23 protein-coding genes and 1 pseudogene are annotated in these 22440 nt (G+C 51.1%); 15 read left to right on the top strand and 9 right to left on the bottom strand.

The features are described 5' to 3' along the window. Both DK872_RS27490 and DK872_RS06420 read left to right on the top strand, forming a co-directional pair. Positions 1 to 189: hypothetical protein (locus DK872_RS27490; RefSeq protein WP_237656157.1), on the top strand; the 189-nt coding region annotated here is incomplete at its 5' end. 159 nt (positions 190 to 348) lie between these two features. After that, positions 349 to 777, top strand: coding sequence for a hypothetical protein (locus DK872_RS06420; RefSeq protein WP_161518137.1), 429 nt, complete (start codon positions 349 to 351; stop codon positions 775 to 777). Positions 778 to 1068: 291 nt separating this feature from the next. Here DK872_RS06420 and DK872_RS06415 read toward each other — a convergent pair whose 3' ends face one another. The 5 genes from DK872_RS06415 to DK872_RS06395 form a co-directional block, all read right to left on the bottom strand. After that, entirely contained in the window at positions 1069 to 1491 is a 423-nt protein-coding gene (locus tag DK872_RS06415; protein WP_072438071.1) for a hypothetical protein, read from the bottom strand. Between the two features lie 223 nt (positions 1492 to 1714). Then, complete coding sequence (locus tag DK872_RS06410; RefSeq protein ID WP_007373347.1) at positions 1715 to 2992, bottom strand: MFS transporter; 1278 nt, start codon at positions 2990 to 2992, stop codon at positions 1715 to 1717. Then, positions 2989 to 3480 carry a YhcH/YjgK/YiaL family protein gene (locus DK872_RS06405; protein ID WP_161518136.1) on the bottom strand — a complete coding sequence of 164 codons (492 nt, stop codon included), beginning with the start codon at positions 3478 to 3480 and terminating at the stop codon, positions 2989 to 2991. The genes DK872_RS06410 and DK872_RS06405 overlap by 4 nt, the downstream gene beginning before the upstream one ends. A 15-nt stretch (positions 3481 to 3495) precedes the next feature. Further along, entirely contained in the window at positions 3496 to 4419 is a 924-nt protein-coding gene (locus DK872_RS06400) for a dihydrodipicolinate synthase family protein (RefSeq protein ID WP_007373349.1), read from the bottom strand. Between the two features lies 1 nt (position 4420). Further along, positions 4421 to 5647: a PfkB family carbohydrate kinase gene (locus DK872_RS06395; RefSeq protein ID WP_007373350.1), complete on the bottom strand. Its 1227-nt coding sequence runs from the start codon at positions 5645 to 5647 to the stop codon at positions 4421 to 4423. A 204-nt stretch (positions 5648 to 5851) separates the two neighbouring features. Here DK872_RS06395 and DK872_RS27300 point away from each other — a divergent pair. Further along, positions 5852 to 5963 (top strand): annotated as a pseudogene (locus DK872_RS27300) (transposase); the annotation flags it as partial. A gap of 396 nt (positions 5964 to 6359) precedes the next feature. Here DK872_RS27300 and DK872_RS06390 read toward each other — a convergent pair. Both DK872_RS06390 and DK872_RS06385 read right to left on the bottom strand, forming a co-directional pair. Then, positions 6360 to 6665, bottom strand: a complete 306-nt coding sequence (locus DK872_RS06390; RefSeq protein WP_079516900.1) for a hypothetical protein — start codon at positions 6663 to 6665, stop codon at positions 6360 to 6362. 411 nt (positions 6666 to 7076) lie between these two features. Beyond that, complete coding sequence (locus tag DK872_RS06385; RefSeq protein ID WP_074776919.1) at positions 7077 to 8228, bottom strand: Gfo/Idh/MocA family protein; 1152 nt, start codon at positions 8226 to 8228, stop codon at positions 7077 to 7079. A 281-nt stretch (positions 8229 to 8509) separates the two neighbouring features. Here DK872_RS06385 and DK872_RS06380 point away from each other — a divergent pair, with 281 nt between their 5' ends. Genes DK872_RS06380 through DK872_RS27965 form a run of 3 tightly spaced genes read left to right on the top strand, consistent with a single transcriptional unit; the run spans position 8510 to position 10704 of the window. Next, positions 8510 to 9376, top strand: a complete 867-nt coding sequence (locus DK872_RS06380; RefSeq protein ID WP_035887167.1) for a BadF/BadG/BcrA/BcrD ATPase family protein — start codon at positions 8510 to 8512, stop codon at positions 9374 to 9376. A 28-nt stretch (positions 9377 to 9404) separates the two neighbouring features. Further along, entirely contained in the window at positions 9405 to 10526 is a 1122-nt protein-coding gene (locus DK872_RS06375; protein ID WP_007373357.1) for an ROK family transcriptional regulator, read from the top strand. Continuing rightward, the gene (locus DK872_RS27965; RefSeq protein WP_139201272.1) at positions 10507 to 10704 is read left to right on the top strand and encodes an IS3 family transposase; all 198 of its coding nucleotides are present in this window, start codon (positions 10507 to 10509) and stop codon (positions 10702 to 10704) included. The genes DK872_RS06375 and DK872_RS27965 overlap by 20 nt, the downstream gene beginning before the upstream one ends. A gap of 89 nt (positions 10705 to 10793) precedes the next feature. On the opposite strand, the gene DK872_RS06365 is transcribed toward DK872_RS27965, so the two are convergent. Both DK872_RS06365 and DK872_RS06360 read right to left on the bottom strand, forming a co-directional pair. Next, a complete protein-coding gene (locus DK872_RS06365) occupies positions 10794 to 11885 on the bottom strand; it encodes an ABC transporter ATP-binding protein (RefSeq protein WP_161518135.1) in 1092 nt (363 codons plus the stop codon). 12 nt (positions 11886 to 11897) lie between these two features. Then, on the bottom strand, positions 11898 to 12497 hold the full coding sequence (locus tag DK872_RS06360) for a GNAT family N-acetyltransferase (RefSeq protein ID WP_007373359.1): 600 nt from the start codon (positions 12495 to 12497) through the stop codon (positions 11898 to 11900). A 527-nt stretch (positions 12498 to 13024) separates the two neighbouring features. On the opposite strand from DK872_RS06360, the gene DK872_RS06355 reads away from it, so the two are divergent. The 9 genes from DK872_RS06355 (at position 13025) to DK872_RS06315 (ending at position 22361) form a co-directional block, all read left to right on the top strand. Then, entirely contained in the window at positions 13025 to 14365 is a 1341-nt protein-coding gene (locus tag DK872_RS06355; protein WP_035943183.1) for an ABC transporter substrate-binding protein, read from the top strand. 57 nt (positions 14366 to 14422) lie between these two features. Beyond that, positions 14423 to 15295, top strand: coding sequence for a carbohydrate ABC transporter permease (locus DK872_RS06350; protein WP_007373361.1), 873 nt, complete (start codon positions 14423 to 14425; stop codon positions 15293 to 15295). Next, positions 15295 to 16110, top strand: a complete 816-nt coding sequence (locus tag DK872_RS06345) for a carbohydrate ABC transporter permease (protein WP_007373362.1) — start codon at positions 15295 to 15297, stop codon at positions 16108 to 16110. Before DK872_RS06350 ends, DK872_RS06345 begins: the two co-directional genes overlap by 1 nt. Before the next feature lie 359 nt (positions 16111 to 16469). Continuing rightward, positions 16470 to 17153, top strand: a complete 684-nt coding sequence (locus DK872_RS06340; protein WP_035887151.1) for an ABC transporter ATP-binding protein — start codon at positions 16470 to 16472, stop codon at positions 17151 to 17153. After that, on the top strand, positions 17153 to 18400 hold the full coding sequence (locus DK872_RS06335; protein ID WP_237656156.1) for an FtsX-like permease family protein: 1248 nt from the start codon (positions 17153 to 17155) through the stop codon (positions 18398 to 18400). Before DK872_RS06340 ends, DK872_RS06335 begins: the two co-directional genes overlap by 1 nt. After that, positions 18393 to 19139 (top strand): outer membrane lipoprotein-sorting protein, encoded by a 747-nt coding sequence (locus DK872_RS06330; protein ID WP_071920270.1) that lies wholly within the window; start codon positions 18393 to 18395, stop codon positions 19137 to 19139. The genes DK872_RS06335 and DK872_RS06330 overlap by 8 nt, the downstream gene beginning before the upstream one ends. Then, positions 19136 to 20389: a hypothetical protein gene (locus tag DK872_RS06325; RefSeq protein WP_050998938.1), complete on the top strand. Its 1254-nt coding sequence runs from the start codon at positions 19136 to 19138 to the stop codon at positions 20387 to 20389. The genes DK872_RS06330 and DK872_RS06325 overlap by 4 nt, the downstream gene beginning before the upstream one ends. 102 nt (positions 20390 to 20491) lie before the next feature. Then, positions 20492 to 21577, top strand: coding sequence for a sensor histidine kinase (locus DK872_RS06320; RefSeq protein WP_035887158.1), 1086 nt, complete (start codon positions 20492 to 20494; stop codon positions 21575 to 21577). Next, a complete protein-coding gene (locus tag DK872_RS06315; protein WP_007373369.1) occupies positions 21570 to 22361 on the top strand; it encodes a LytTR family DNA-binding domain-containing protein in 792 nt (263 codons plus the stop codon). Before DK872_RS06320 ends, DK872_RS06315 begins: the two co-directional genes overlap by 8 nt. Positions 22362 to 22440 lie beyond the last annotated feature (79 nt).

Here is a 22440-nt window from a genome sequence, read left to right as displayed (position 1 = left end):
GCTGGCTCTCAAAGCGCGAAACTCGCCCTTACTGAAGCCATAAAAAGCTTGTCGAATGTCTCAGGGCGTGAAGCGGACGTTAAAATCATGGCGATAGGGATGTTATGCCACATTAGACATAACATCCCTATCGCCACATTAGTCGTTTTTCACCATCAAGCTAGACAGGGACTTTCATCCCAAGTCTGAGAAATGAGCACGCCCCCTCACCGAATGACCCAGCAACTTGGACAGCTCCGAGAAACAATTAAAAAGAACTAAAAACAATAAAAAACATGTTTACATGAGTAAGCGTTTCAAATATATTTCGGATTAACAAGGTGACACAATGAAAAACAAGGGGTAAACATGAAGGTTCTTATAGATGTTGAAGATTCAGTGGTGCGTGAGATTCTTAACCATGCTAATGAAAACGACGAAGACATGGACTTCGAGGACATTGTTTCATCGCTTCTTAGTGATGCTGTTAATAGTAAAAAAACCAAAACTTTAAGCGATGATGAAATCAATGAAGTAATTCATCAGATGATTTCCTTTGCGATAAAGAACCGTAAAGAAAACAAAAGCTTCAAAGCAAATGAGTTATATTTTAAAGCCTTAAATGAATCATGGAGCAAACTGAGCCCCTCAACTAGAAAATCTTTGGGTCGTCGGTTCCGCACCACTGCTAACGAACTCTGGGATAAAGCAGCAGAGGGCGAGTTGGTAGTTGAGTTTCAAAACCGTAACATCAACAATGCAGCAGTATACGAGGTCGTAAAAAAAGTTGATTTGTAATTACTAATCAGAGTTCCCGTTACAGAAAGCCGCCAGATAGGGCGGCTTTCTTGTCGCTTGCAATCGTATTGATTTACCATAGCATCCCTTGGCCGCACCCCCACAGGGGTCTTAAGCGCGTTTCAGCGGCCTCCTATCTGTTTAGAGCACCTTTCCTTGTCCGTATCTCGAAAAAACCTCCCTGATGATCCCGGCATGTTTGCATGACTATGCGATGAGATCTGTTCTACGCGGATTAATGAATGCAAATCTTGGAAACGTCCGCTTCTGGCACGATGCGGTCGTCTATATCTATGACATGGTGACCAAACCGAGACCCAAACCCGCCCCGAGGCATCCGGGCGTGTTCTTACCGAACGTCTGCAGTAACAAACACACAGGAAATAATGCCTGATGACTGTCACAAACTGGCGCCCGACGAAGGTGAGGGGGTATCCCCCCTTTGCCGGGTTGGACAAGCCCGGACGGATCGGGCGCGTACAGTTCTGTGCTTTTTGTATCGCGGAAAGGATCTGCTGTGGTGAGGCCAGCCCGGCGAATACCGTGATGTTTTTCGGTGTGGCGTTCTGTGCCGGCATCACAATCAGACCGGGTGTCCCGGTCAGCCCTGGCGCCTGTACCCGCGCATTCATTTTTTTCCAGTACTGCCGTGTAATCGACAGGTTTCAACTCCGTCAACCCGGCTGCACTGGCCGCCGAATCAATATTCGCCATGGTCAATTCCCCTGCGGGGTTTTCACGCGAGTAAGCGCCTCCGGCAACACATCCTCATGGCAATTTAACTGCACGGCTAGTTGTTACCGAGATTTTAGCAATGGCTTTCAGCGATATAAGGATCCTTTCCTTCCCGAAAGATTGTGGTTACTGTCCCGCGATACGGCCATGGCACACCGCAAGACAGACAAAGCACCAGCCGGCGCTTTGTCTGAGGAGAGAACTACTGTGCCAACGGTTTACGTACAAAGAAACCATAGAGACAGGCGCCAAGGAACAGCAGACAGCCACCGAGAATAAAGACGTTGGTGAACTGACCGGTAGTGTCAAGGATAATCCCGGTGATCACTGGCGCCAGCGCTGCACCGAGGAAACCGCCAAAGTTCTGGATCGCACCGAGGGAAGCAACCTGCTCTTTTGGTGCCATATCTGCTGCCAGCGCCCAGATAACTCCGGATGGCATTTGCGAGCAGAAATAGCCCAGCGTCAGTAGCGTAATCGCAGTACCGCTGTTGCTGACGAACGGAATTGGCATCACAAAACAGGCCGCCATCGTCGCACCCAGCACAATAGGCACCTTACGCGCCGTTACCGCATTAACCCCTTTGCGCACCAGACGGTCAGAGATCATCCCGCCGCACAGCACGCCAAGAATACCGGCGAAGAACGGAATCGATGCTATCAGGCCCGTCTGCTTCAGGCTAAAGCCCAGCGATGTTTCCAGGTAACCCGGCAGCCATGTCAGATAAACCCAGATAGTAAACATGATGCAGAAGTTGCCGGAAATCATCAGCCAGGTCGTTTTGTTGCGGAACAGGTCGCTCCAGTTTACCTGCGGTTTATCCGCTGTGGTAACGGCGACTTTACCGGTATGAATCAGCATCGCTTCCCGCGCATCCGGATCGCGATAAAACCTCAACCACGCCAGCACTAACGGAATCCCCAACAGACCGACGGCGATAAACATTCCGCGCCAGCCTACCCACAGCAGCAGAACGGTCAGCAGCGGCGGAGCAATGGCATTAGCAATTTGCGAACCGGTATTGATGATCGATGTCGGCAGGCCGCGCTCTTTATCTGAAAACCAGCTTTGGGTGATCTTGATACCCGAGGTAAAGAACGGGGACTCAGCAACCCCTAACAGAACCCGCAGACCGTAGAAAAAACTGTAGGTGTTCACAAACCCCATCAGGAAGGTCACGGCGGACCAAAGAGTCAGCGCACCGGTGAACATCTTCTTCGGACCAAAGCGGTCTACCAGCCATCCGGCGGGCAGGTTAGCCAACGCATAAGGCCAGAGGAACGCCGACAGCAGCAAGCCCATTTCAGTGCCGGAGAAACCAAACTCCTTCGAAATAGTGGTATTGGCGATACTCAGGTTGGCGCGGTCAAGGTAGTTCACTACCGCAGCCAGGAGCAGAATTAAAATGATCCCCCAGCGACGGCGGGAGAGCTTCGGCGGCGCAATTGCCGTGGCGGAAGCCGGATTCACTGTGCTCATACCGTCTCCTCCAGTAACGCACGATCGATTTTGACAACCGCCTTGCGCAGATGATTAACCCCACCACTCTGCGGATGGCAGCACGGACGATGAATATCTTGTGGAAAGAAAATCGCGAACATACCGGGCGTTAACGTCACCTGTATCTCTTCTTCTTCAACCTGCCAGAACATGATGTCCTGCTGCGGTGTACGGTCATCAACAACGGTATGCAGACCGCTTTCTACACGGCTGACACCCATACGCTCATGACCCGAGATCAGATACTGAATATCGATAAACTGGCGATGTGACTCCGGCCGCGCCTCTTCAAAAGGTACGCTGTCCATCTCCTGTAACAGGCAGAACAGCCTGCCAGGGATCAGGTCGATTTTGCCCGGCACGAAATCCTGAAAATCATTCTGCGCAAGAAAAGCCAGCGCCTGACGAATCACCGGATGGAAAGCGGATTCCTGGGCAGGCCATGCCTTCATACTGGTTACGATCATAATGGCATCCTCTGCTTAGCCAGCGATACGCTGACGCCATTGTTCGGTTCCGGCACGAATCTGGTCGAGGATCACCGTCAGCCCCCAGAACTTATTCAGCACATCATCCTTGTTAACCCGGCAGGTGATACCGTCAAAGGTCCCGAGGCGCTGATGATAAATTTTGGCGTTTTTCGGATAGCCCAGCGTTTCGGTCACGGCCCCCAGCGAGAGGAAAATCGCCAGTTCATCGGCCAGCGCGCGCTGGTTTTTCCCTTCCCGCCATAACCAGCTGTACAGTTCAGGATGGAAGTTGGTAAACACGCCGCTAAAGCCCTGCGAACCCGCCAGAATCGCTGGCCAGGCAATCGCCGCGTTGGCGTTAATGACGTTGAGCGGCGTCCCCTGAGCCAGACGTACGCGACGTTCAACGGTCGGCAGATCGCAGCTCACATCCTTCAGCACAATGAAACGGCCGCTGTTGGCGCACCAGGTAAATTCATCATCGCTTAGCAGGCGGCGATATGGCGCCGGACACTCGTAAAGGCCGAGCGGCAGAGAGGCCGGCAGCGTATCCAGCAGCGTATTGAGCGTAGCGTAGAAGACTTCACTGCCCTCGTTACGCGGATCGAGATGGTTGGTCACCAGCACCAGAGCATCAATGCCGGTCTGCGCCATCGCCAGCAGCTCGGCTTTTTGTGCTTCAATATCGTCGCTGATATGACCAGAGGCGATAACCGGAATGCGGCCGTTAACGTGCTGTACCACAAAGCGCGCCAGCTCAACACGTTCCTCTAAAGAAAGGAACTGCATTTCGCTTGACTGGCAGACGGCAAACAGCGCATCAACCCCCTTCTCCAGATACCAGTCGATTAATTTCGCCAGCGCCGGATAGTCAATCCGATCGTCAGCTGTGAATGGCGTCAGCATTACCGGAACAATACCGTTGATCGTTTTCATATTATTTTTCCTGAGTTCTGAGGGTACGGAGTCGTGCGTTTGCCTGTTCGAAATCAGGCATGTTGGATGCCCCTTCCAGCTCAACGGCCAGAGAGGCAAAGGCGGAAGCCCAGGTTGTGGCCTGCACCAGACTGTTTCCGGCGGCCAGCGAGGCGGCTAGCGCACCGTTAAAAGCATCGCCAGCACCGGTGGTATCCACGGTGACGGCAGGGAAGGCGCGGATATGGCTAAACTGGCGGTTGTCCAGCAGCAGTGCACCACGCGATCCCATTGTAATCAGTACTTTCCTGGCTCCCAGTTCGGCAATGCGCAGGGCCGCTTCTTTTGCGGTATCAAGATCGTTAATGTCGATACCCGACAATAAAGACGCCTCCGTTTCGTTCGGCGTAATGACATCCACAAAGGGAATGCTGGGTATAATTTCAGCAGAATAAGGGGCCGGGTTCAGAATCACTCGCTTACCCAGTTCGTGAGCGATCTTAATTATCGAGTGAGTGGCATCGAAATTATTCTCCAGTTGAACCAATAAAACGTCAGATGAAGATAATTCCGGAATAATTGCCTGAATTTCATTGTGGGTAATAGTCTTATTTGCCCCAGAATAAATAGCAATCATGTTTTCGCCATTTTCCTGAGAAACATAAATAATTGCATTACCGGTTGGTTCACTCTCGGATTGATAAAGCGTGTAAGAGTGAATTGCAGAGCGAGTTAGGTGATCCGCAGCTAAATTACTGAACTGATCTTTACCCACCTTTGCGACAAAATGCACCTGAGCACCGGCTTTACTGGCGGCCGTTGCCTGGTTAGCCCCTTTCCCGCCCGGCCCCAGACTGCTGCCCAGCGCCATTAGCGACTCTCCTCCCCGTGGGAAACGTTCAACCTTAGCCACAATGTCAACATTGAACGAGCCAAATACACATACCTTGCCCTGCATAAATTTTCCTTTCTGTCGCTCATCACTGGGTGATTTACGGTGATAAATAGGTTGCAGTAGCACCTCAAAACTATCACCGGTTTCAGAAATAAGTTCGGCCAGCAAACTACGGCGTGAAATAATTGCTCCGCCGTAACAGCGCTGCACCAGCCCCATCTCTGCAAGAGTATTTAAATCACTGCGTATCGTTTCTTTCGTGACATTAAAATGCGCAGCAAAATAATTCACATAGCCACGCTCATGCTCATCTAAATATTGCAAAATAGACTTTCTACGTTCTTCAAGAAACATAATGGACCCCGATAGCACTCTTGCAGTATACGAACTGACCAAAACCGGAAGAGTGACATTAATCCCATGTTTTCAGGCAGAACGGAAGCAAACAAAAATGATGAAAATGGGTTATCAGATACATGACCCTGACCCAAAATCCTGCTCCATTCAGAAACAGAAATTCCGGCATGATCCATACTCCCCTGAACGGAGGTGGTGACGATGAAAAAATCACGATTCACTGAAGAGCAGATTGTCTTTGCCCTGAAGCTGGCTGAGCCGGGCATACCGGTTCTGCCGCAAGACGGGCATTTCCGATGCCACGTTCTGTACGTAGCGCAAGAAATACGGCGGCGTTCCCACTCTGCGCCGGGATGATTGACTCCATCAGAATTTGCTGTGAAACCTTCCGGTTACCAGGATAAACAACCAACATTAAGCCGGTTATTCCTGATTATTCGGGGTCAGTCTCATGCAACAGCAGGTGGGCTTTCGCTGATGGGGATCGCACAGGGAATGGGGCCTACTCTTTTCCCTTTACGTAATCACGTACTACCCTTCCGTTTCTAACTCTTATCGACCCGTTGAACTCACAGCCAGAAGCAGACTTTCTGCTTCTGGTCGAAGGTATATTCAACTTTCTGAAGTCGCGAATATCTTTCAAATGAATTATTGCTGGAAAAATATTGTCTCGTTGGGTTGTGCCGGTCAGCTATTGCAATAAAAGCTGTTAAAAAAGCGTTTCGCTAATTGCAATTTCATCAACATGAATTATATCTGTCATATTGAATCCACGCATGTCTTCGCTAAAATCCGGGCTTTGCATATATTGGCGATTTAAAAGGTTAACATCACACTCTTCAGGGAACGTGACCACCGCTATAACCTGATTAGCTTGCTCATTGCCACCCAGATATACGCTGTTAATGAAGATCCCAAACTTTGGTAAGCTCACCATGTGCTTTGGCCAACAAGTGCGGAAATATTTTTCCGCACTTTCTTTATCTTTTAATGTATAAATTCTTAATTGTTTCATTGCGCGTCGCCTTCTAATTCGGAGTAGTTAAACAAGCATAACTAACTTACAAAAAACGATAAGAGCATTTTATACAAAAAAACACATGTTACGCTTTTTCTGGTAACTATTGATGAATGGTTTAATTTCTCTTATGCCCTCTTTTCATGATGAATTGACATGAAAGTCGTGCGCGCGATTTCACTCCCATCATCAACATCGGGTTTAAGCGTGATACGCGCTGCTGCAGGTCAGAAAAAGATCTCAATACTATCAGGCAAAGCGAAAATCTATTGATGGCCCGGTCCACAGGACGTGGTTTTGAGTGAGAAATAAAAACCGGCCAGGAGGCCGGTAAAGGAGATGTCCAGTCTGTATCGCCATGACAAAACTCGCGATTAGGGGGACCGCGAGTCTGTAGCCGTTATATGGCTACTTTTTCCCCAGGCTGGCGTCAAATTGTTTCCAGCTTTCTGTCATATCCACCACGGTTTTCGATTTTCGCGCTTCGTCGATTTTAATTGCGGTGAGCCCGGCTTCCAGTGCGTCCACCACCGTTACTTTCAGCGGCGTTCCCTGTTTAATGTGTTTCACAATCTCTTCAGCCATCAGCGCGTCAGCGCCATAGTGACCATCGTAAGCGTTGCCGCTGTATGTGGTATCTACTTCACGCTCGCCGGTACGGGCGTTATGCACGCGGAAATAGTTACGCACAAAGTCACCTTCCGCCATGCCGTCGGTGCCCATTACGCAAAAACGACGGAACTCATCCGGCACGTTGAGGTTGGCGTGAAAGGCCAGGGTGGCGCCACCGGCGTATTCAATGATGGCCGTCTGGTAATCGACGATATCGGCGTCGCTATCAAACACCGCGTCGGTACTTGACCAGCCGCTCGGTTTGACATGATACACCTCGGAATCAGGTGTGACGGCACCCTGCGGCGCGTGTTGCGGGGTAAAGGATTTACGGCCACCAAAGCTGGCGACACGCACCGGGCGCTCACCCATCAGGCCCTGATAAAGATCGATATCGTGACAGCATTTTTCCAGAATGTACGGACCGGCGTATTTCTCCAGCCGACGCCAGTCGCGCTGGAAGAAGGCGCCATGGTATGGCTTGATATGTTCGGTGGCTTCGATGGAGGTGATCTCTCCGAGGCGTTTATCATCACGCGCCATCAACAGGTCGTGATACAGCGGCGAGTAGCGCAGCACCAGACCGACCAGAATACGCTCGTGGCCATACTGCTGCACCAGCCGCGCCATCGACATCGTCTGTTCTTCATTGATGACCACCGGCTTCTCGGTGAAGACGGTATAACCCGCTGCCAGTCCCTGACGAATATGCTCAAGATGCATAAAGTTCGGTGAGCCGATCAGCAACAGATCAAAACCGCCATGACTCAGCAGGGCGTCAATGCTGTCGAATGCTTTGCCGGGATCGATACCGAAGGTGTGAAGATTGGGTAAACCCGCCGGAGCCGGATCGACATAACCCACTACTGAGAACTCTGTATCGGCTTTGCTGAACTCTTTCACCACATGGGAAAGACGAAAGCCAAGACCAATAATGCCCACTTTCATGTTATACCCCTGAAACCCGTTGCCTGTTAGCTGCCCGACCCATCAGGCTGCTGATAATCTGACCGCTAACTTATTACGGCAGAAAAACTAAAGTCAATTAATATCCTGAGCGTAAAAATCAATGTTTTTATTATTTATATGATTTTAATCATTTTTATTTAGTGTTGTGTCTTCCATATTTATTTGTTATTGCGATTTAAGTTTTTTTACCCTATCTTTCGCACATCTATAAAGGGTCATCCCGGGCGGTGCAGGGCAGGAGGAAGCGCGTGCAGTCATTGATGCTGGGTATTGATGGTGGTGGTACGCGCTGTCGTGGACGTCTCACCGACGATCGGGGGCAGTTGCTGGCGGAAGCGCGCGGCGGGCCAGCCAATGTCTGGTCGCACTTTGAAGCGGCGATTGACGCTATTGACCGGGTGATTGACGATCTTTTCACTCAGGCGGCATTACCGGCAGCGGCACGGGCACAAACCGTGCTGGTGGCAGGCCTCGCGGGGGCAAATGTGTCCTCGGTCAAAGCACGTCTGGATAGCTGGCAGCCGGTTTGTCAGTCGCGCTATGTTTTTACCGATGTCGAAACGGCCTGCGCCGGGGCGCATAATGGCGCGCCAGGGGCGGTATTTATCACCGGCACCGGCAGCCAGGGCGCGGCATGGGATGGCACGCAGTTTACACTGCTCGGCGGCTGGGGATTTGCCCTCTCCGATGCCGGCTCAGGCGCGGTGCTGGGGCAGCGTGCGCTCCGGCTGGCGCTGCTGGCCCATGAAGGCATCGTGCCGTCTTCGGCGCTGACGCAACGCATCATGGCGCATTACCACGACAGCCCGGAACAGATGCTAATCTGGTCACGTCAGGCGACGCCAGCCGACTGGGGGCGGATAGTGCCGGACGTTTTCGCCGCCGCGCAGGCGGGTGATGTGCATGGCGCTGCGCTGGTTCAGCAAACCGCTGCGGATATCGCACTGATGATACAGCCGCTACTGGCGCGCAGCCACGGTAAGCTGGCGTTGATGGGAGGCCTGGCCGCGCCGATTCAGCCCTGGCTTCCGGCGGATATCGCCGCACTACTGGTGCCACCGCAGGGCGATGCGCTGAGCGGTGCGCTACGGCTTGCCAGCCAGTTCAGTATGAACCAACCCGCGTAACCTTTTCATTCTGCTGATAAAGAGAACCATGATTGCTCCGAACGTAACTGCCCGTATTCTGCGGCTGATTGTCGAAAATGCGCCGATCAGCCAGTCCGATCTCAAAGTGCGTAGCGGCCTGAGTATGTCAACGGTCTCGCAGGCTACTAATCGCCTGCTGACCGGGGGCATCGTACAGGAGCTGGGGCTGCGACGTGTCTCGATGGGGCGTCCCAAAACCCTGCTTGGTCTTAATCCCGACCACGCCAGCGTGATCGGCATCCAGCTCAATGCAGAACGTAATCTGATTGTGCTGACCGACCTGGGCGGCAATATCATCGGCGAGCAGCAAATGCCTTCCGGAGCCATGACACCGAAACAACTGGGCGATGCGCTGGCAAAGTTTCTGCGCGGCGTAGAGAACAGAAAGGTGGGCGCCATTGGCCTGGCGCTGTCTGGTCTGGTGGATGCCAGCAATGGCTATTGCGTGCGTTCACGCGTGCTGGACTGGGATAACGTTCCGATTGCCCGGCTACTGGAGGAACGCTTTTCGCTGCCGGTATTTATCGAAAATGACGCCAACGCTTTAGCGATGGCGGCGCTGGTATTTGGTCAGCTCGGTCATGCGCAATCGGCGATTATTGCCACCTTTGGTAAAGGGATTGGCGCAGGTATTCTGCTCGATCGTCAGCTCTATCGCGGGCGTCATGGTAAAGCGGGTGAGATTGGTAATGCCCTGCTGGGGGATGGTTCCGAGCGCCTGCTGGAAGATGTCGCCTCATCACAGGCGATTTTGCGACGGGTGGCCGCCACGCTGAAAGATGAGGTGCCGCAGGCGCTGCGCGACCTGGATATGCGCCCGACGCAGGAAGTGCTGAGCGCGCTGGCGGAAGCCGGCCATCAGTTGGGCATATCGCTGGCAAATCTGTCGGTTGCCTATGATCCCGATGTGGTCTATCTGGCGATGGAACCACAGATGGCGTCGCGCATTTTGCTGGATAATATCACCCAGAGTTTCCAGACCTATCGCCTGAAACTGACGCCGCACATGACGCCGTTGCAGTTTATTACCGAGTCAAATCGGATGTGGGCACAGGGCGCGGCGGGTTTTGCGGTGAATAAATTGCTGGATTTGCTGGCCGCACAGGCGGATGAAGAGATCGCGTCGTAAAAATTTGCGCTTCATCGCGTTTTTTTGGCATTGCGCGGGTTTCGTTCACCTCAGGCTAAGTCCTGCGCCTGAACTGCGCCCAAAAGTGGGATACCCAACGACAGGTGAGCTGAAACACGCCATATGCGAATACATCCACGATTACAACCATAAACGTATCAATCTGAAACCAACCTGAGTTCGGTTGAATATCGAACTCAGGTTGGTTTGCACGGCGGTCGGTGGAAGCACTATGGCGCTAACCGCGGCTATTCCGTGCAGCGCCTTTCACCGTAACCGCATTCCCCCTTCATCAAACAACAAACAACTCCCCGCATCCAGCTGATAATGTACCGGCTCACCCATCTCATGGCTTGCCACGTTACGCTCCTCAATCACCAGCAGCCGCTCCTGGCCTACATCCAGATAAAGATAATTGGTATGCCCCAGCATCTCACTGAACGACAGCGGTGCGCTAAAGCTCAACGGCGCGCTGGCTGAGCTGGCAGGCTGAAAATGTTCAGGACGTACGCCAAGCGTCACTTTCTGCCCTTCCTGGCAGGCGGCGTCAATCTTCATGGTTAATGCGTGAAGGCCGAGAGAAGGCACGCGCAGCTGCACTTCGCCGGGAGTGATGGCGGCCACTTCTGCGGGTAAGAAATTCATCTTTGGCGAACCAATAAACCCGGCGACAAACAGATTGTCCGGATCGTGATACAGCTCCAGTGGCGCACCGACCTGTTCAATACGGCCCTGACGCAGCACCACAATACGGTCGGCCAGCGTCATTGCTTCCAGCTGGTCATGGGTGACGTAAATCATGGTATTACCCAATGAGGCGTGCAGCCGCGCGATTTCGATACGCATCTGCAAACGTAACTCGGCATCCAGATTCGACAGGGGCTCATCAAACAAGAAAATGCGCGGATGGCGAATAATGGCGCGCCCAATCGCCACGCGCTGACGTTGCCCGCCTGACAAAGCACGCGGCAGACGATCGAGCAGCTCGGTCAGATGCAGGCGCTCCGCAGTCTGCGCAATTGCCTGTGCGATCTCGGTTTTCGGACGCTTCATCACTTCCAGCGGATAAGCGAGGTTGCCGCGCACCGTCATATTCGGGTAAAGCGCGTAGGACTGAAACACCATGGCGATACCGCGCTCGGTTGCTGGCTGGTGGGTCATATCCGCGCCCTCAATCAGCAGCTTGCCGTCGCTAATCTCCTCCAGCCCGGCAATCATGCGTAGCAGCGTCGATTTTCCGCAGCCCGAAGGGCCAACAAACACCACAAATTCACCGCTGTTGATAGTGAGATCGATCCCGTGAATCACGTTCACTTGCTCGTAAGACTTCTTAACGCTTTGCAGATGCAGGCTGGTCATACTGTGTCTCGCTTAAAGTAACTGGCCCATATAAATGGCGTTGCTGCGTACGATGGGCGTGAAGCCAAGGCGCTGATAAAAACCGCAAACCTGCTCGTTTTGCAGGCTGACGCCAAGGTGCACGCCAGGCACACCCGCCTCGCGCAGCAGCGCCAGCAGTTGCTCAATCAGTTTGCGCCCCCAGCCACCCTGCTGAGCCGGTGGCAGCAGATTGATATGCAGGTGCGCTGGCCACTGGCTTACCAGCTGATCGGCGGCGGCATCCGGCTGGAAGATGGCCTCCAGAACTTTGCTGTCGAGCGGGGCGCTGGCCGGGTAGTCACGATATTGCGCCTGCAACATAGGCCACCACTGCTGGTTCAGCACCGCCTCAAAGGCACGGGTATCCGGTACGGCAACCGCATAGCCGACGACCTCGCCCTGCTGTTCCAGCGCCAGCGCGAAATCCGGCGCAAAACGTGCGTAGGGAATCACAAAGCGCAGGCCGGGCAGGGCGGGGTCAGAATAGAGCGCTGTCGCATCTTTGCCAGCATTGGCGGTTTCTAAACAAATACGCGAGAGCGCGGGAAAATCCGCCTCGGTAGCGTGACGAATAACTGCTTCAGCCGTCATGGTGGAGCCTCTGTGGTCAGGAGATAGACAGTTTTTACGGTAATGAAAGCGTACTTAGTTTTCAAGATGTAATAATTGCGTAGTCCCACAAAGAAAACGCTAAACATAATCGCAGCGCATGACCATCAACGTGACAACGCAGCAATGATGCAGCGGCAAGCCCTTAATCCGCGAGCTTTTTAACATTTACTCGTGAGCGTTATTCATAACTATACGATTTTCATATGCTCTATCAGTGAGTTAATGCAGTTTAAAAGCACGAGTGAATTATGCTGAGCTTCAGTAAAGCGTGACCGGTTGCATCGGCATTCTGGCTAATTAAGCAGCATTCCCTGCTGATTACTCCACTTTTCTTCTCACTTTTCGCACTGCATCACAGAGCAAAAATTACTCGCCGCACAGGTTTGACTTTATTTTGTTCATAAAGTAAGTATGGATGTGAGCGTTATTTCTGCTGAATCAGCCTGCGGGAACTGCGGGTGCCGAGATGAAGGGATGCCAGTCATCTGTTGGAGAAACCGAGCATTATGTGTGATTCAACCGTACGTTCGCAGTACTTCTGTAGCTCTCTTCGCACCCTGTCTCGTCTGGTTTCCGCGGGGGTGCTGCTCGGCGCAGCGATGACCTCGGCCCAGGCGGTGACCCTGAATGAGTGGGACATTTATAACTATCCGCAGCAGACAGAAGCGGTGGACGAAGCGATCAAAGTGTTTCAGCAACAGAATCCCGGCATTGTTATCCAGCGTTCTGTGCACTCCTTCGAAGATACCCGTATCCCGCTCAAACTGGCGCTGACAGCGGGTGATGGCCCGCAGATCGCCCAGGTTAACCAGGGCGGTGGCGACATGGGGTCTCTGGTGAAAGACAAGCTGCTTTGGCCGCTGGATGATTACGCCAAAACCTACGGCTGGACAACGCGTTTCCCGGATTCAATCCTGAAACGTAACCGCTGGTCCGATAATCAGGACTTCGGCAGCGGCAAACTGTATGGCGTCGCCAGCCTCGGTGAAATGGTTGGCCTGTATTACAACAAAGCGTTGCTGGATAAAGCCGGTGTAGCCGTGCCAAAAACCCTCGCTGAGCTGGAACAGGCGATGGAAAAACTGAAAGCGCAGGGCACTCCGCCAATGATGCTGGGTTTGCTGGATGGCAACATGGGCCAGCAACTGCTCAGTACTCTCTGGGAAGCGCAGATCGAAAGCAGCGACCGTAAAAAACTCGATGATCTGATTTATGACGTGGGCGGTACCTTTAAAGATGACAAGCTGGTGAAGGCCGCCAACATGATGAAAAGCTGGAACGACAAAGGCTATTTCTTCACCGGCTACCAGGGGATTGGCCATGACGATGCCGCCACCCTGTTCCAGAACGGGCAGGCCGCTTTCCTGGTGAGCGGCACCTGGTATCTGGGGCAATTCAAAGACAATAAAGATATTCATTTTGCTGCGATGCCGATGGGCGCGGGCGTGCAGCACGCGCTGATGGTGGGGGGGACTGACCTGGCGTACTCCATCACCAGTACGGCGAAAACCAAAGAGCAGCGGGATGCCGCCGCGAAGTTCATCGACTATATCGTGTCGGATGAGATGGCGAACCGCTGGCTGAAAGTGGGCTTCCTGCCCGCCAGCGCCAGCAAAAATGCGCAGATCCCGGCTGATAACCCGTTACTGGCCGAGACCTACCAGGTGTGGGTAACGCTGAACGAGCATGATGGCCTCGGTCATTACGTGGACTGGGCGACCCCGACCATGAACGCCGAACTGAATCAGAACGTGCAGCAACTGCTGGCCGGACGGCAAACCGCCGACCAGATGGTCACTAATTTCGATGACAACTATCAACGTTACCTGAAAACCCTGAAGCACTGATAATTCCGGCCCGGCAGTGATGCCGGGCCGCTGACAGGCCCGCAAGCGAGTACGGTTATGCTGAATAAATCTGCTTGGCGCAATGCGCTCTACCTTCTACCCGCAGTGCTGGTGTATGCGGTTTTTCTGCTGGTGCCGTTGCTGGCGTCGCTGGGTATCAGTTTTACCGACTGGGACGGCACCTCCATGCCGATCTTCAGCGGCATCAGCAACTACCTGCGTATGTTCAGCGATCCGGTGTTCTGGGTAGCGCTGGGCAACAACGCATTGCTGATGTTGTTCTATACGCTATTGCCGATTAGTGTCGGCTTGCTGCTGTGCAGCTTCCTGTATGAAACGCGCAATAATAACGAGCGTAGCCTGTTGCGCATCTTCTTTTTCCTGCCTTATATCATGCCGATGGCGGTTCTTGGCGTGGTGTGGCGCTGGTTGTACAACCCGGCATTTGGCCCGATCGATCAGTTCCTGCGTGCAGTTGGCCTGCCGCAGTTGGCGCTGTCATGGTTGGGGGATTTCAACTGGGCATTGCCTGCTGTCGGCCTGGTGGCAACCTGGTACTTCTTTGGTTTTTGTCTGGTGTTGTTTATGTCGGGATTGCAGCGCATGGATCCCTCGTTGCTGGAGGCGGCCGATCTGGATGGCTCCTCGCGGCGGCAGAAATTTATGCGTATCACACTGCCGTCACTGCGCCCCGAGGTACGTATCGCGCTGTTGCTGACGGTGATCGCCAGCCTGAAAGCCTTCGACCTGGTCTATGTGATGACGCAGGGCGGGCCGGGCACCTCAACCATGGTCACCAATCTCTTTATGTATAAGCAGGGCTTTGACCTGCATTACTTCGGCTATGCTTCGGCAGTTGCGGTGTTCAGTATGATGATTGTGTTGTTGATCAATGCGTTAATTCACTTTGCTATTCGGGAGCGTCACTGATGCGTGGCACGCCAGTCGTTTTTCGCGCGCTTATCTGGATCGTGGCGCTGATGACCATCATGCCGTTCCTGATGGCGCTGATGACCTCATTCAAAACCCAGATGGAGCTGTTCCAGGGCGTCTTTACTTTGCCCGCGTCGCTCAACTTTAAAAACTATGTCACAGCCTGGCAGCAGGGGCATTTCAACGTTTACTTTATGAACTCGGTGCTGGTGGTGATCCCGGTGGTGATTTGCAGCATTCTGCTCGGCATTCTGGCCGGTTTTGGCTTTGCCTGGCTGAAGATCCCCGGCAAAAAAGTGGTGGCGGCGTTGCTTGGCCTTGGCATGGTGCTGCCGAGCGAAGCTTTTATTATCCCGCTGTATCACGAGCTACGCTGGATGGGGCTGACCAACACTTACCTGGCACTTATCCTGCCGCAGATTGCCCTGTCACTGCCGTTTACCACGCTGATGATCGCTACCGCACTGCAACAGGTGCCGCGCGAGTTGGTGGAAGCTTCAGTGATGGACGGCGCATCACGGCGCAAAATTCTGTGGGGCCTTCTGGTGCCCGCCATCTGGCCAACGTTATCGACGCTGGCGCTGCTGCTGTTTATCTGGACCTGGAACGAGTTTCTGATCCCCCTGATTCTGGTGAACAAAGACGAGCTGCGTACCTTGCCGATCGGTATGATGTTTTTCCAGAATAAAAACACCATTGATATCCCGGTGCTGATGGCGGGGGCGATGATTGTCATACTGCCTCTGGTGGCTGTGTTCCTGGTATTCCAGCGTAAATTTATCAGCGGCGTGACCGAAGGCGCGGTGAAATAAGCACCTGCGGTATTATGGAACCGTCTGATCTTAAATCTTCAGAGCGGGAACCAACGTCTCAAATAAATATTTGCTGATCTCAGTCTTGAGAACCGGACACTGAGACGCTATCGAAAGAAGCGCTAAAGCCAGGCGGGCAATGCATCCGGTATCGACCTTCTAAAACAGATCTATTTACCCGTAGTGCGCTTAAGAAACATCGCCGGTCGATGAGGTCTTCCGGCGCACACCATTTCAGTTCATCCCGCTATATTACCTTTCATCCCCGCTTATTGCCGTTCGTCACATGCTGTAGTTTTTGCTGGCGACACTCCTTAGATTGAATGCCATTAATTCATGCATCCACAAGGGGAATGGCTATGTTGTCATTTTCTAACATTAAAAAAGACTACAGGCTGGGGTCGCAAACGGTACAGGCATTAGGTGGCGTGAATGGCGAAATCCACCCGGGAGAGATGGTGGCGCTGTGCGGTCCATCGGGTTCCGGGAAAAGTACTCTGCTGAATATCCTGGGCATGCTTGATATGAACTATCAGGGAAGTGCATTTATCGATGGCACACCTTTTCCCCGCAAAGTTAAAGAAGCTACCGCATTACGCCGAAGCAGTCTGGGTTTTGTTTTTCAGCGTTTCAATTTAATCCCGGTAATGACCGCTTTCGAAAATGTCGCTTATCCCTTAACGCTGAATAAATTCAGTACGAAAGTAAAAAAAGAAAAAGCGGAACAAATGCTGGCGAAAGTCGGGCTGGAAGATTTTCTGCAATATCGTCCGGAGCGTTTGTCCGGCGGCCAGCAACAGCGTGTGGCGATTGCAAGAGCGTTAGTACATCAACCCCGGTTAGTGATTGCCGATGAGCCGACCGCCAGTCTGGACAGTCATTCCGCCAACACAATTATTCAGATCATGAAAACGCTCGGTCACGAAATGGGCACCACGTTCGTCATAGCAACGCATGACCCACGGATGGCAAGCCAATGCGACAGGCATATTAATCTGGTTGATGGGCTTATCTCCTCTGAGGAGATTCAATGGAACGCCTGATGCCAATAAGTATTAAAAGCGCATGGCTCAACCTGCAACGTAATAGCCGGCGATCGACGCTGTCAATTCTGATTATCGCCGTGGTGGTCTTTTCATTATGTTGTATTGGAGGCTTTGGCCTGTATACCTATCAATCGCTGATGAAGGAAACGGCGATGAGCATAGGTCATATCACGCTAAGTCAGCCGAACTATTTTGCGCAGGAAGAAGAGATACCGCTGGATAATGGCTTATCCGATTATTCCATAATCGGTAAAACGCTGGTTTCAATTCCGGGAATTCATGCCATTCTGCCGCGAATTGAATTTAATGGTTTAATCAGTAACGGACGAAAATCGACAATTTATATGGGAACCGGAATTGATCCTCAGGAATTTGCCATTAAAGGTGAATTTCTGGCAGTGAAATCCGGGAAGCCGTTATCTCCCCAGAGTGACGATTCGGCTGCTAAAGAAGATCCTGAGGTGATGCTGGGTGCGAACCTCGCACAAAACCTGAAAGTGACCGTTGGCGATGTTGTGACACTGCTATCAACCACCACGGATGGTGTGCTTAATGCCATGGATTTTAAAGTGCAGAGCATTTTTTCTACCGGCGTTCCGGATCTTGATAAACGGCAGCTTTATATCAATATTGCCGCCGCGCAGGCGCTGCTTGCCACGCATAAAGTCAGTACGCTGTCGGTCTATTTATTTGAAACACCGCAAACCCCGGTGCTACAAAAACAGATCGAAGCAAAACTTCATACCCTAAAACTGGCAGAACCGGTGATCGCGACACCGTGGCAGAAATTAGCTGTCTTTTATGATGGCGTTAAAAATTTATACAACCGCATTTTCGCCATTATGGGTGGCGTAATGGCTCTGGTTGTCTTTGCCGCTTTATTTAACTCTATGACCATGTCGGTAACGGAAAGAACCCGCGAAATAGGCACACTGGCTGCTCTTGGTACGTATCCACAGGAAATTATTCGCGGTTTTTTGCTGGAAGCGGGGTTAATGGCAATGTGCGGAGCAATGGTGGGCGGCGGATTATCTGCAGGGCTGGCGATGTTATTAACGGTTGTTGATATCAGAATGCCGCCTGCGCCAGGCAGAACAGAAAGTTACCCGCTGCATATTTATTTCTCTGCCGAACTTTTTATCAGCGTGGCGCTTGCCGTCGCCATTATTTGTTTTGTCGTTGCGTGGTTCGCCGCCCGAAAAGGTGTGAAGAAACCGATCATTGAGGCACTGATTTATGCGTAAAATATTGGCATTGTTATTAGCCGGAGGAATTGCTTTTTCCGCTCAGGCAGAAACTGTGGAACAGATGCTAACAAAAGCAGATCAATATCGCTCCAGAGAGCCTTATGCAAAAGTTACCACCGTGGTTAAGCTCTATCAAAATAATGAACTCGACACTACCAGATTGTACGATGTTTATATCCGGCCAATGCGCGAGTCACTGGTGTTATTTAAATCGAAAGCCGAGGAGGGTCAGAAATTACTGATGCTCGGTGATAATTATTGGCTGTTGATGCCGCAAAGTCATCGGCCAATCAGAATCACGCCCATACAAAAACTCCTTGGCAATGCTTCCGTCGGTGATATTTCTACCCTCAACTGGAGCGAACATTATCAGGGAACGCTGCAAGGGACGCAGGATATCGTGATACAAAATAAACACGTCATGGCGAATCACCTTGAGTTGACGGCAAAAACGGCAGGTGAAACCTACGCTAAAATTCAGTTATGGCTGGATGCAACGAATGATTTCCCGCTAAAAGCAGACCTCTATTTGCTGTCACAAAAGATGGCGAAGCAGGCAATTTTTACCGCGGATAACCCGCTTCACCCGCAAAAAATAGTTTCAATGACATTACTGGATAGCATACAGCCGGAGAAACAAACGGTCATTGATTACCAGAATGTCGTGCCGTATCAACTGGATGAAAAATATTACAACCCGGCCTATTTAATTCAACAGCCAAGGGTAGATCTGTGACCGCTTCGGGTCGTCTGTGTCTCTTATCCATGCTGATTGTTGCCGCGCGGGCTGAAGCTAAATTTGATGTTAACTGGATATGGCAAAGCAGTTTTGAAAGTGAACAATATCGCCACACGAAGTTAAACGATACTGCTGGCGGGTCGATACAGTCTCTGGATTCGCTGCTCACGGCAACGGCCGAGTGGAACAGCGTAACCGGGACATTTGCCCTGCAAGGCAATAATCTTTTAACAACCGACAGCCAGGACTCTGCTACTAAGAAATTGATTGTGCAGGAGTTATTTTGGCAGCCAGAAGCCGAACTGGCAGGTGTGCCGCTTGATTTAAGCATCGGGAAACAACGGCTAGACTGGGATGTCGGGTACGGATTTCGTCCCCTGGATATTTTTAAGTCGTATGAGCGCAACCCGGTGGGGATACAGGTTGACGAAGGTGTCGGCGCGGCCACGGCGTCCTGGTTTGATGGTGTTGGTCAATGGGAACTGGTGGCAACCGATGAGTCCTGGGCCTCAACCAATACGGATCAGGCCCGGCTGGCGGAAAAACAGCACGGTATCGGTCTTCGGCGCTATGCCCTGGTGGGGAATACAGAACTCCAGGGGGTGATGTACTTTGATCAGGTTCATCGCGGTACGGTTGGGGGTTCGGTCGTTGCTGTAGTGACGCCGGCACTGGAGCTACACAGTTCGTTTGCCTATGCACAGCGTTATCAGTCTTATAAGCAAGGCGATATGTATGAGCCGGTCAGGTGGGGAACAAGTAATGATTCGTATCAATTTTTGCTGGGTTTCAATTGGGCCAATACTACAGGTTTGAATATTATCGGTGAATATTGGTACGACGGGCGTAGTTGGGATAAGAGTATGTGGAAGAAGGCATTTCAGCGCGCAGACGAACTCTCGCAGCATCCGGCAACAACAGGTTTGGCCAGCAGTTATTCCTGGGGGCTGGACAATACCAGTTTAGTTGCACAGAACGTCATGCTGCACTTTAAGATGAATATGGCTGCTTTACATCCCAAATATTTGTGGCTTGAAAAATTAGAACCCAGTCTGGATTTACTGGTTTCGCCAACCGATGGCGGCCTGGTTGCAACTCCAAGGCTCTCATACCCGGTGTATGAGTCAGGAGAATCTGATATGAAGATTGAGCTGGCAAGCCGATTTTATACCGGAGCGGGAAATTCCGTGTATGCCAACATGCCGGATCGGGATTTGATTTTTATAAATCTTAAAGGAAATTTCTAATCAATATGATATAATTTCAGGAATAAATCAGGGAAACAGGTTAATGCAGAGAAATATGAGTGGAAACTTCCACCATAATATAAAGCTAAAAGGACATTCGGGATGCGCAGGCTATTACCAGTAAGCCAAAAGTTTCGCACTCAGCTAATACAAACAAGTTTGTATTGTATGGGCGTTGCCGGAATGCTTATCTTGTTTGAGTCGCCAGCAGATTTATCTCACAACTGGGCGTCCTTATTATTCAGAAAAATGATTATTAGCTTTGGCTATGGTTACAGCGCCTTGTTCAGTGCATTGCTGCTGAGATGGATGAAACCATCACTGTCTGAAGCAAAAATTAACGGTATCTCTTTAATCTGTTGCATCTTGTTTGGCAGCCTTAATGCGTTTTTTTGGTTTAGCCCATTTTCTTATAACGAATTCTTTCTGAATCAACGTTCGACGCTGGCGCCAGGTTTCATTCTGGCTATCGTCAGTTTCACTTTCTTTTATATCCACGAACAGAAATTAAAAGCGCAGAACGCGCTCGAAGTTGCAAAGCGCCAACAATCTGAGCAAAAGAAAGCGCTGGCACTAAGTCAACTCAAACAGCTTCAGAGCCAAATAGAGCCGCATTTTCTTTTCAATACCATGGCGAATCTGGATGTCTTAATTGATAAAGATCCTGCACTGGCAAAACTTCTACTGGTTAATTTGACGAACTTGTTACGCGGGACCCTGAAAAAAAACCGCAGCGATTTTGTTAATATTGATGAGGAACTGGCGCTAATCGATGCCTATTTATCTATCCAGCAAATAAGGCTTGGTGCGCGTTTGGTCTACAAGATAAGGAATGAGTTCAGCGCCGGTGCTTTTTTTATACCGCCCATGTTAATTCAGCCATTGGTTGAAAACGCCATTCGCCATGGTATCGAACCGCAACACCGAAGCGGATCTATTGAAGTGACGGTGAGAAAAGAGGCGGAAGGCGCATGTATCCAGGTCATTGACAATGGCTGCGGGCTTTCTATGGCACCATCATCCTGCGGGCATGGTCTGGCTCTGGAGAATATCCGGCAAAGGCTGGATGCTATCTATATGGGGAAGGCCCGGTTACGCATCAAAGAAAATCCGACCCAGGGGGTTACTGCTGAAATTTTCATCCCGCTAATAGTCACCAATTCAACGCCGGAAATGCGCAATGACTAAAAACATAACCGCAATTATTGCTGATGATGAGCCTTTACTGAGATATCAGCTCAATAAAATGCTGGCAGATGTTTGGCCTGAACTGGACATACTGGCCAGCTGTGAAAATGGGAAAGAAGCGTTTGATGCCATCGCGGAAGAGCAGCCTGATATTGCCTTTCTGGATATCCGTATGCCGGAAATGGATGGTATGACGTTAATACGCAGGATCAGCCAGCTGGATAAATTTCCGTTAGTCGTATTTGTGACGGCCTATGATGAGTACGCCGTACAGGCATTTGAAACCAATGCCATCGACTATTTGTTAAAGCCGCTGAATGAAAAACGGCTGGAGCAATGTGTGTTGAAAATGAAGCAGCGGCTGAATGAGAATACGGCAGACAAAGCCACACCCGATCTGAATGCACTGTTCGAAAAGTTTCAGTCTTTCCTGCACGTTGAACATAAAAATTATTTGAAATGGGTTCGTGTGCAAAAAGGCGAGGATATTGAATTAATTCATTGTTCGGATATCCAGTTTTTTAAGGCGGAAGATAAGTACATATCGCTGTATAAGAAAAGTAAAACGCAGTCAGACATTTTCTTGCTGCGCGGTTCGCTGCGGGAACTGTTACTGCAACTTGATCCGGAAGAATTCTGGCAGGTCCATCGCTCTGTTGTCGTCAACGTTAACGCCATTGAAAAAATAAAAAGAGACTGTACCGGTAAGATTCAATTAATCATTGGTGGGCATGTGTTACAAGTCAGTCGGGCAATGCAGAACAAATTTCTCTATAACATCTAAATAATAAAAGACCAGAGATCGCGTTTACTGCTAACTGCACATTATCAATGCTGGTTATTAATCAGGAAAATACTGTATG

It is taken from the genome of Kosakonia sp. MH5, assembly GCF_009935945.1.
Taxonomy (GTDB): Bacteria; Pseudomonadota; Gammaproteobacteria; order Enterobacterales; family Enterobacteriaceae; genus Kosakonia; species Kosakonia radicincitans.
Note: the sequence above shows the minus strand (reverse complement) of the source record. Positions and strands in the feature narration are given on the sequence as shown.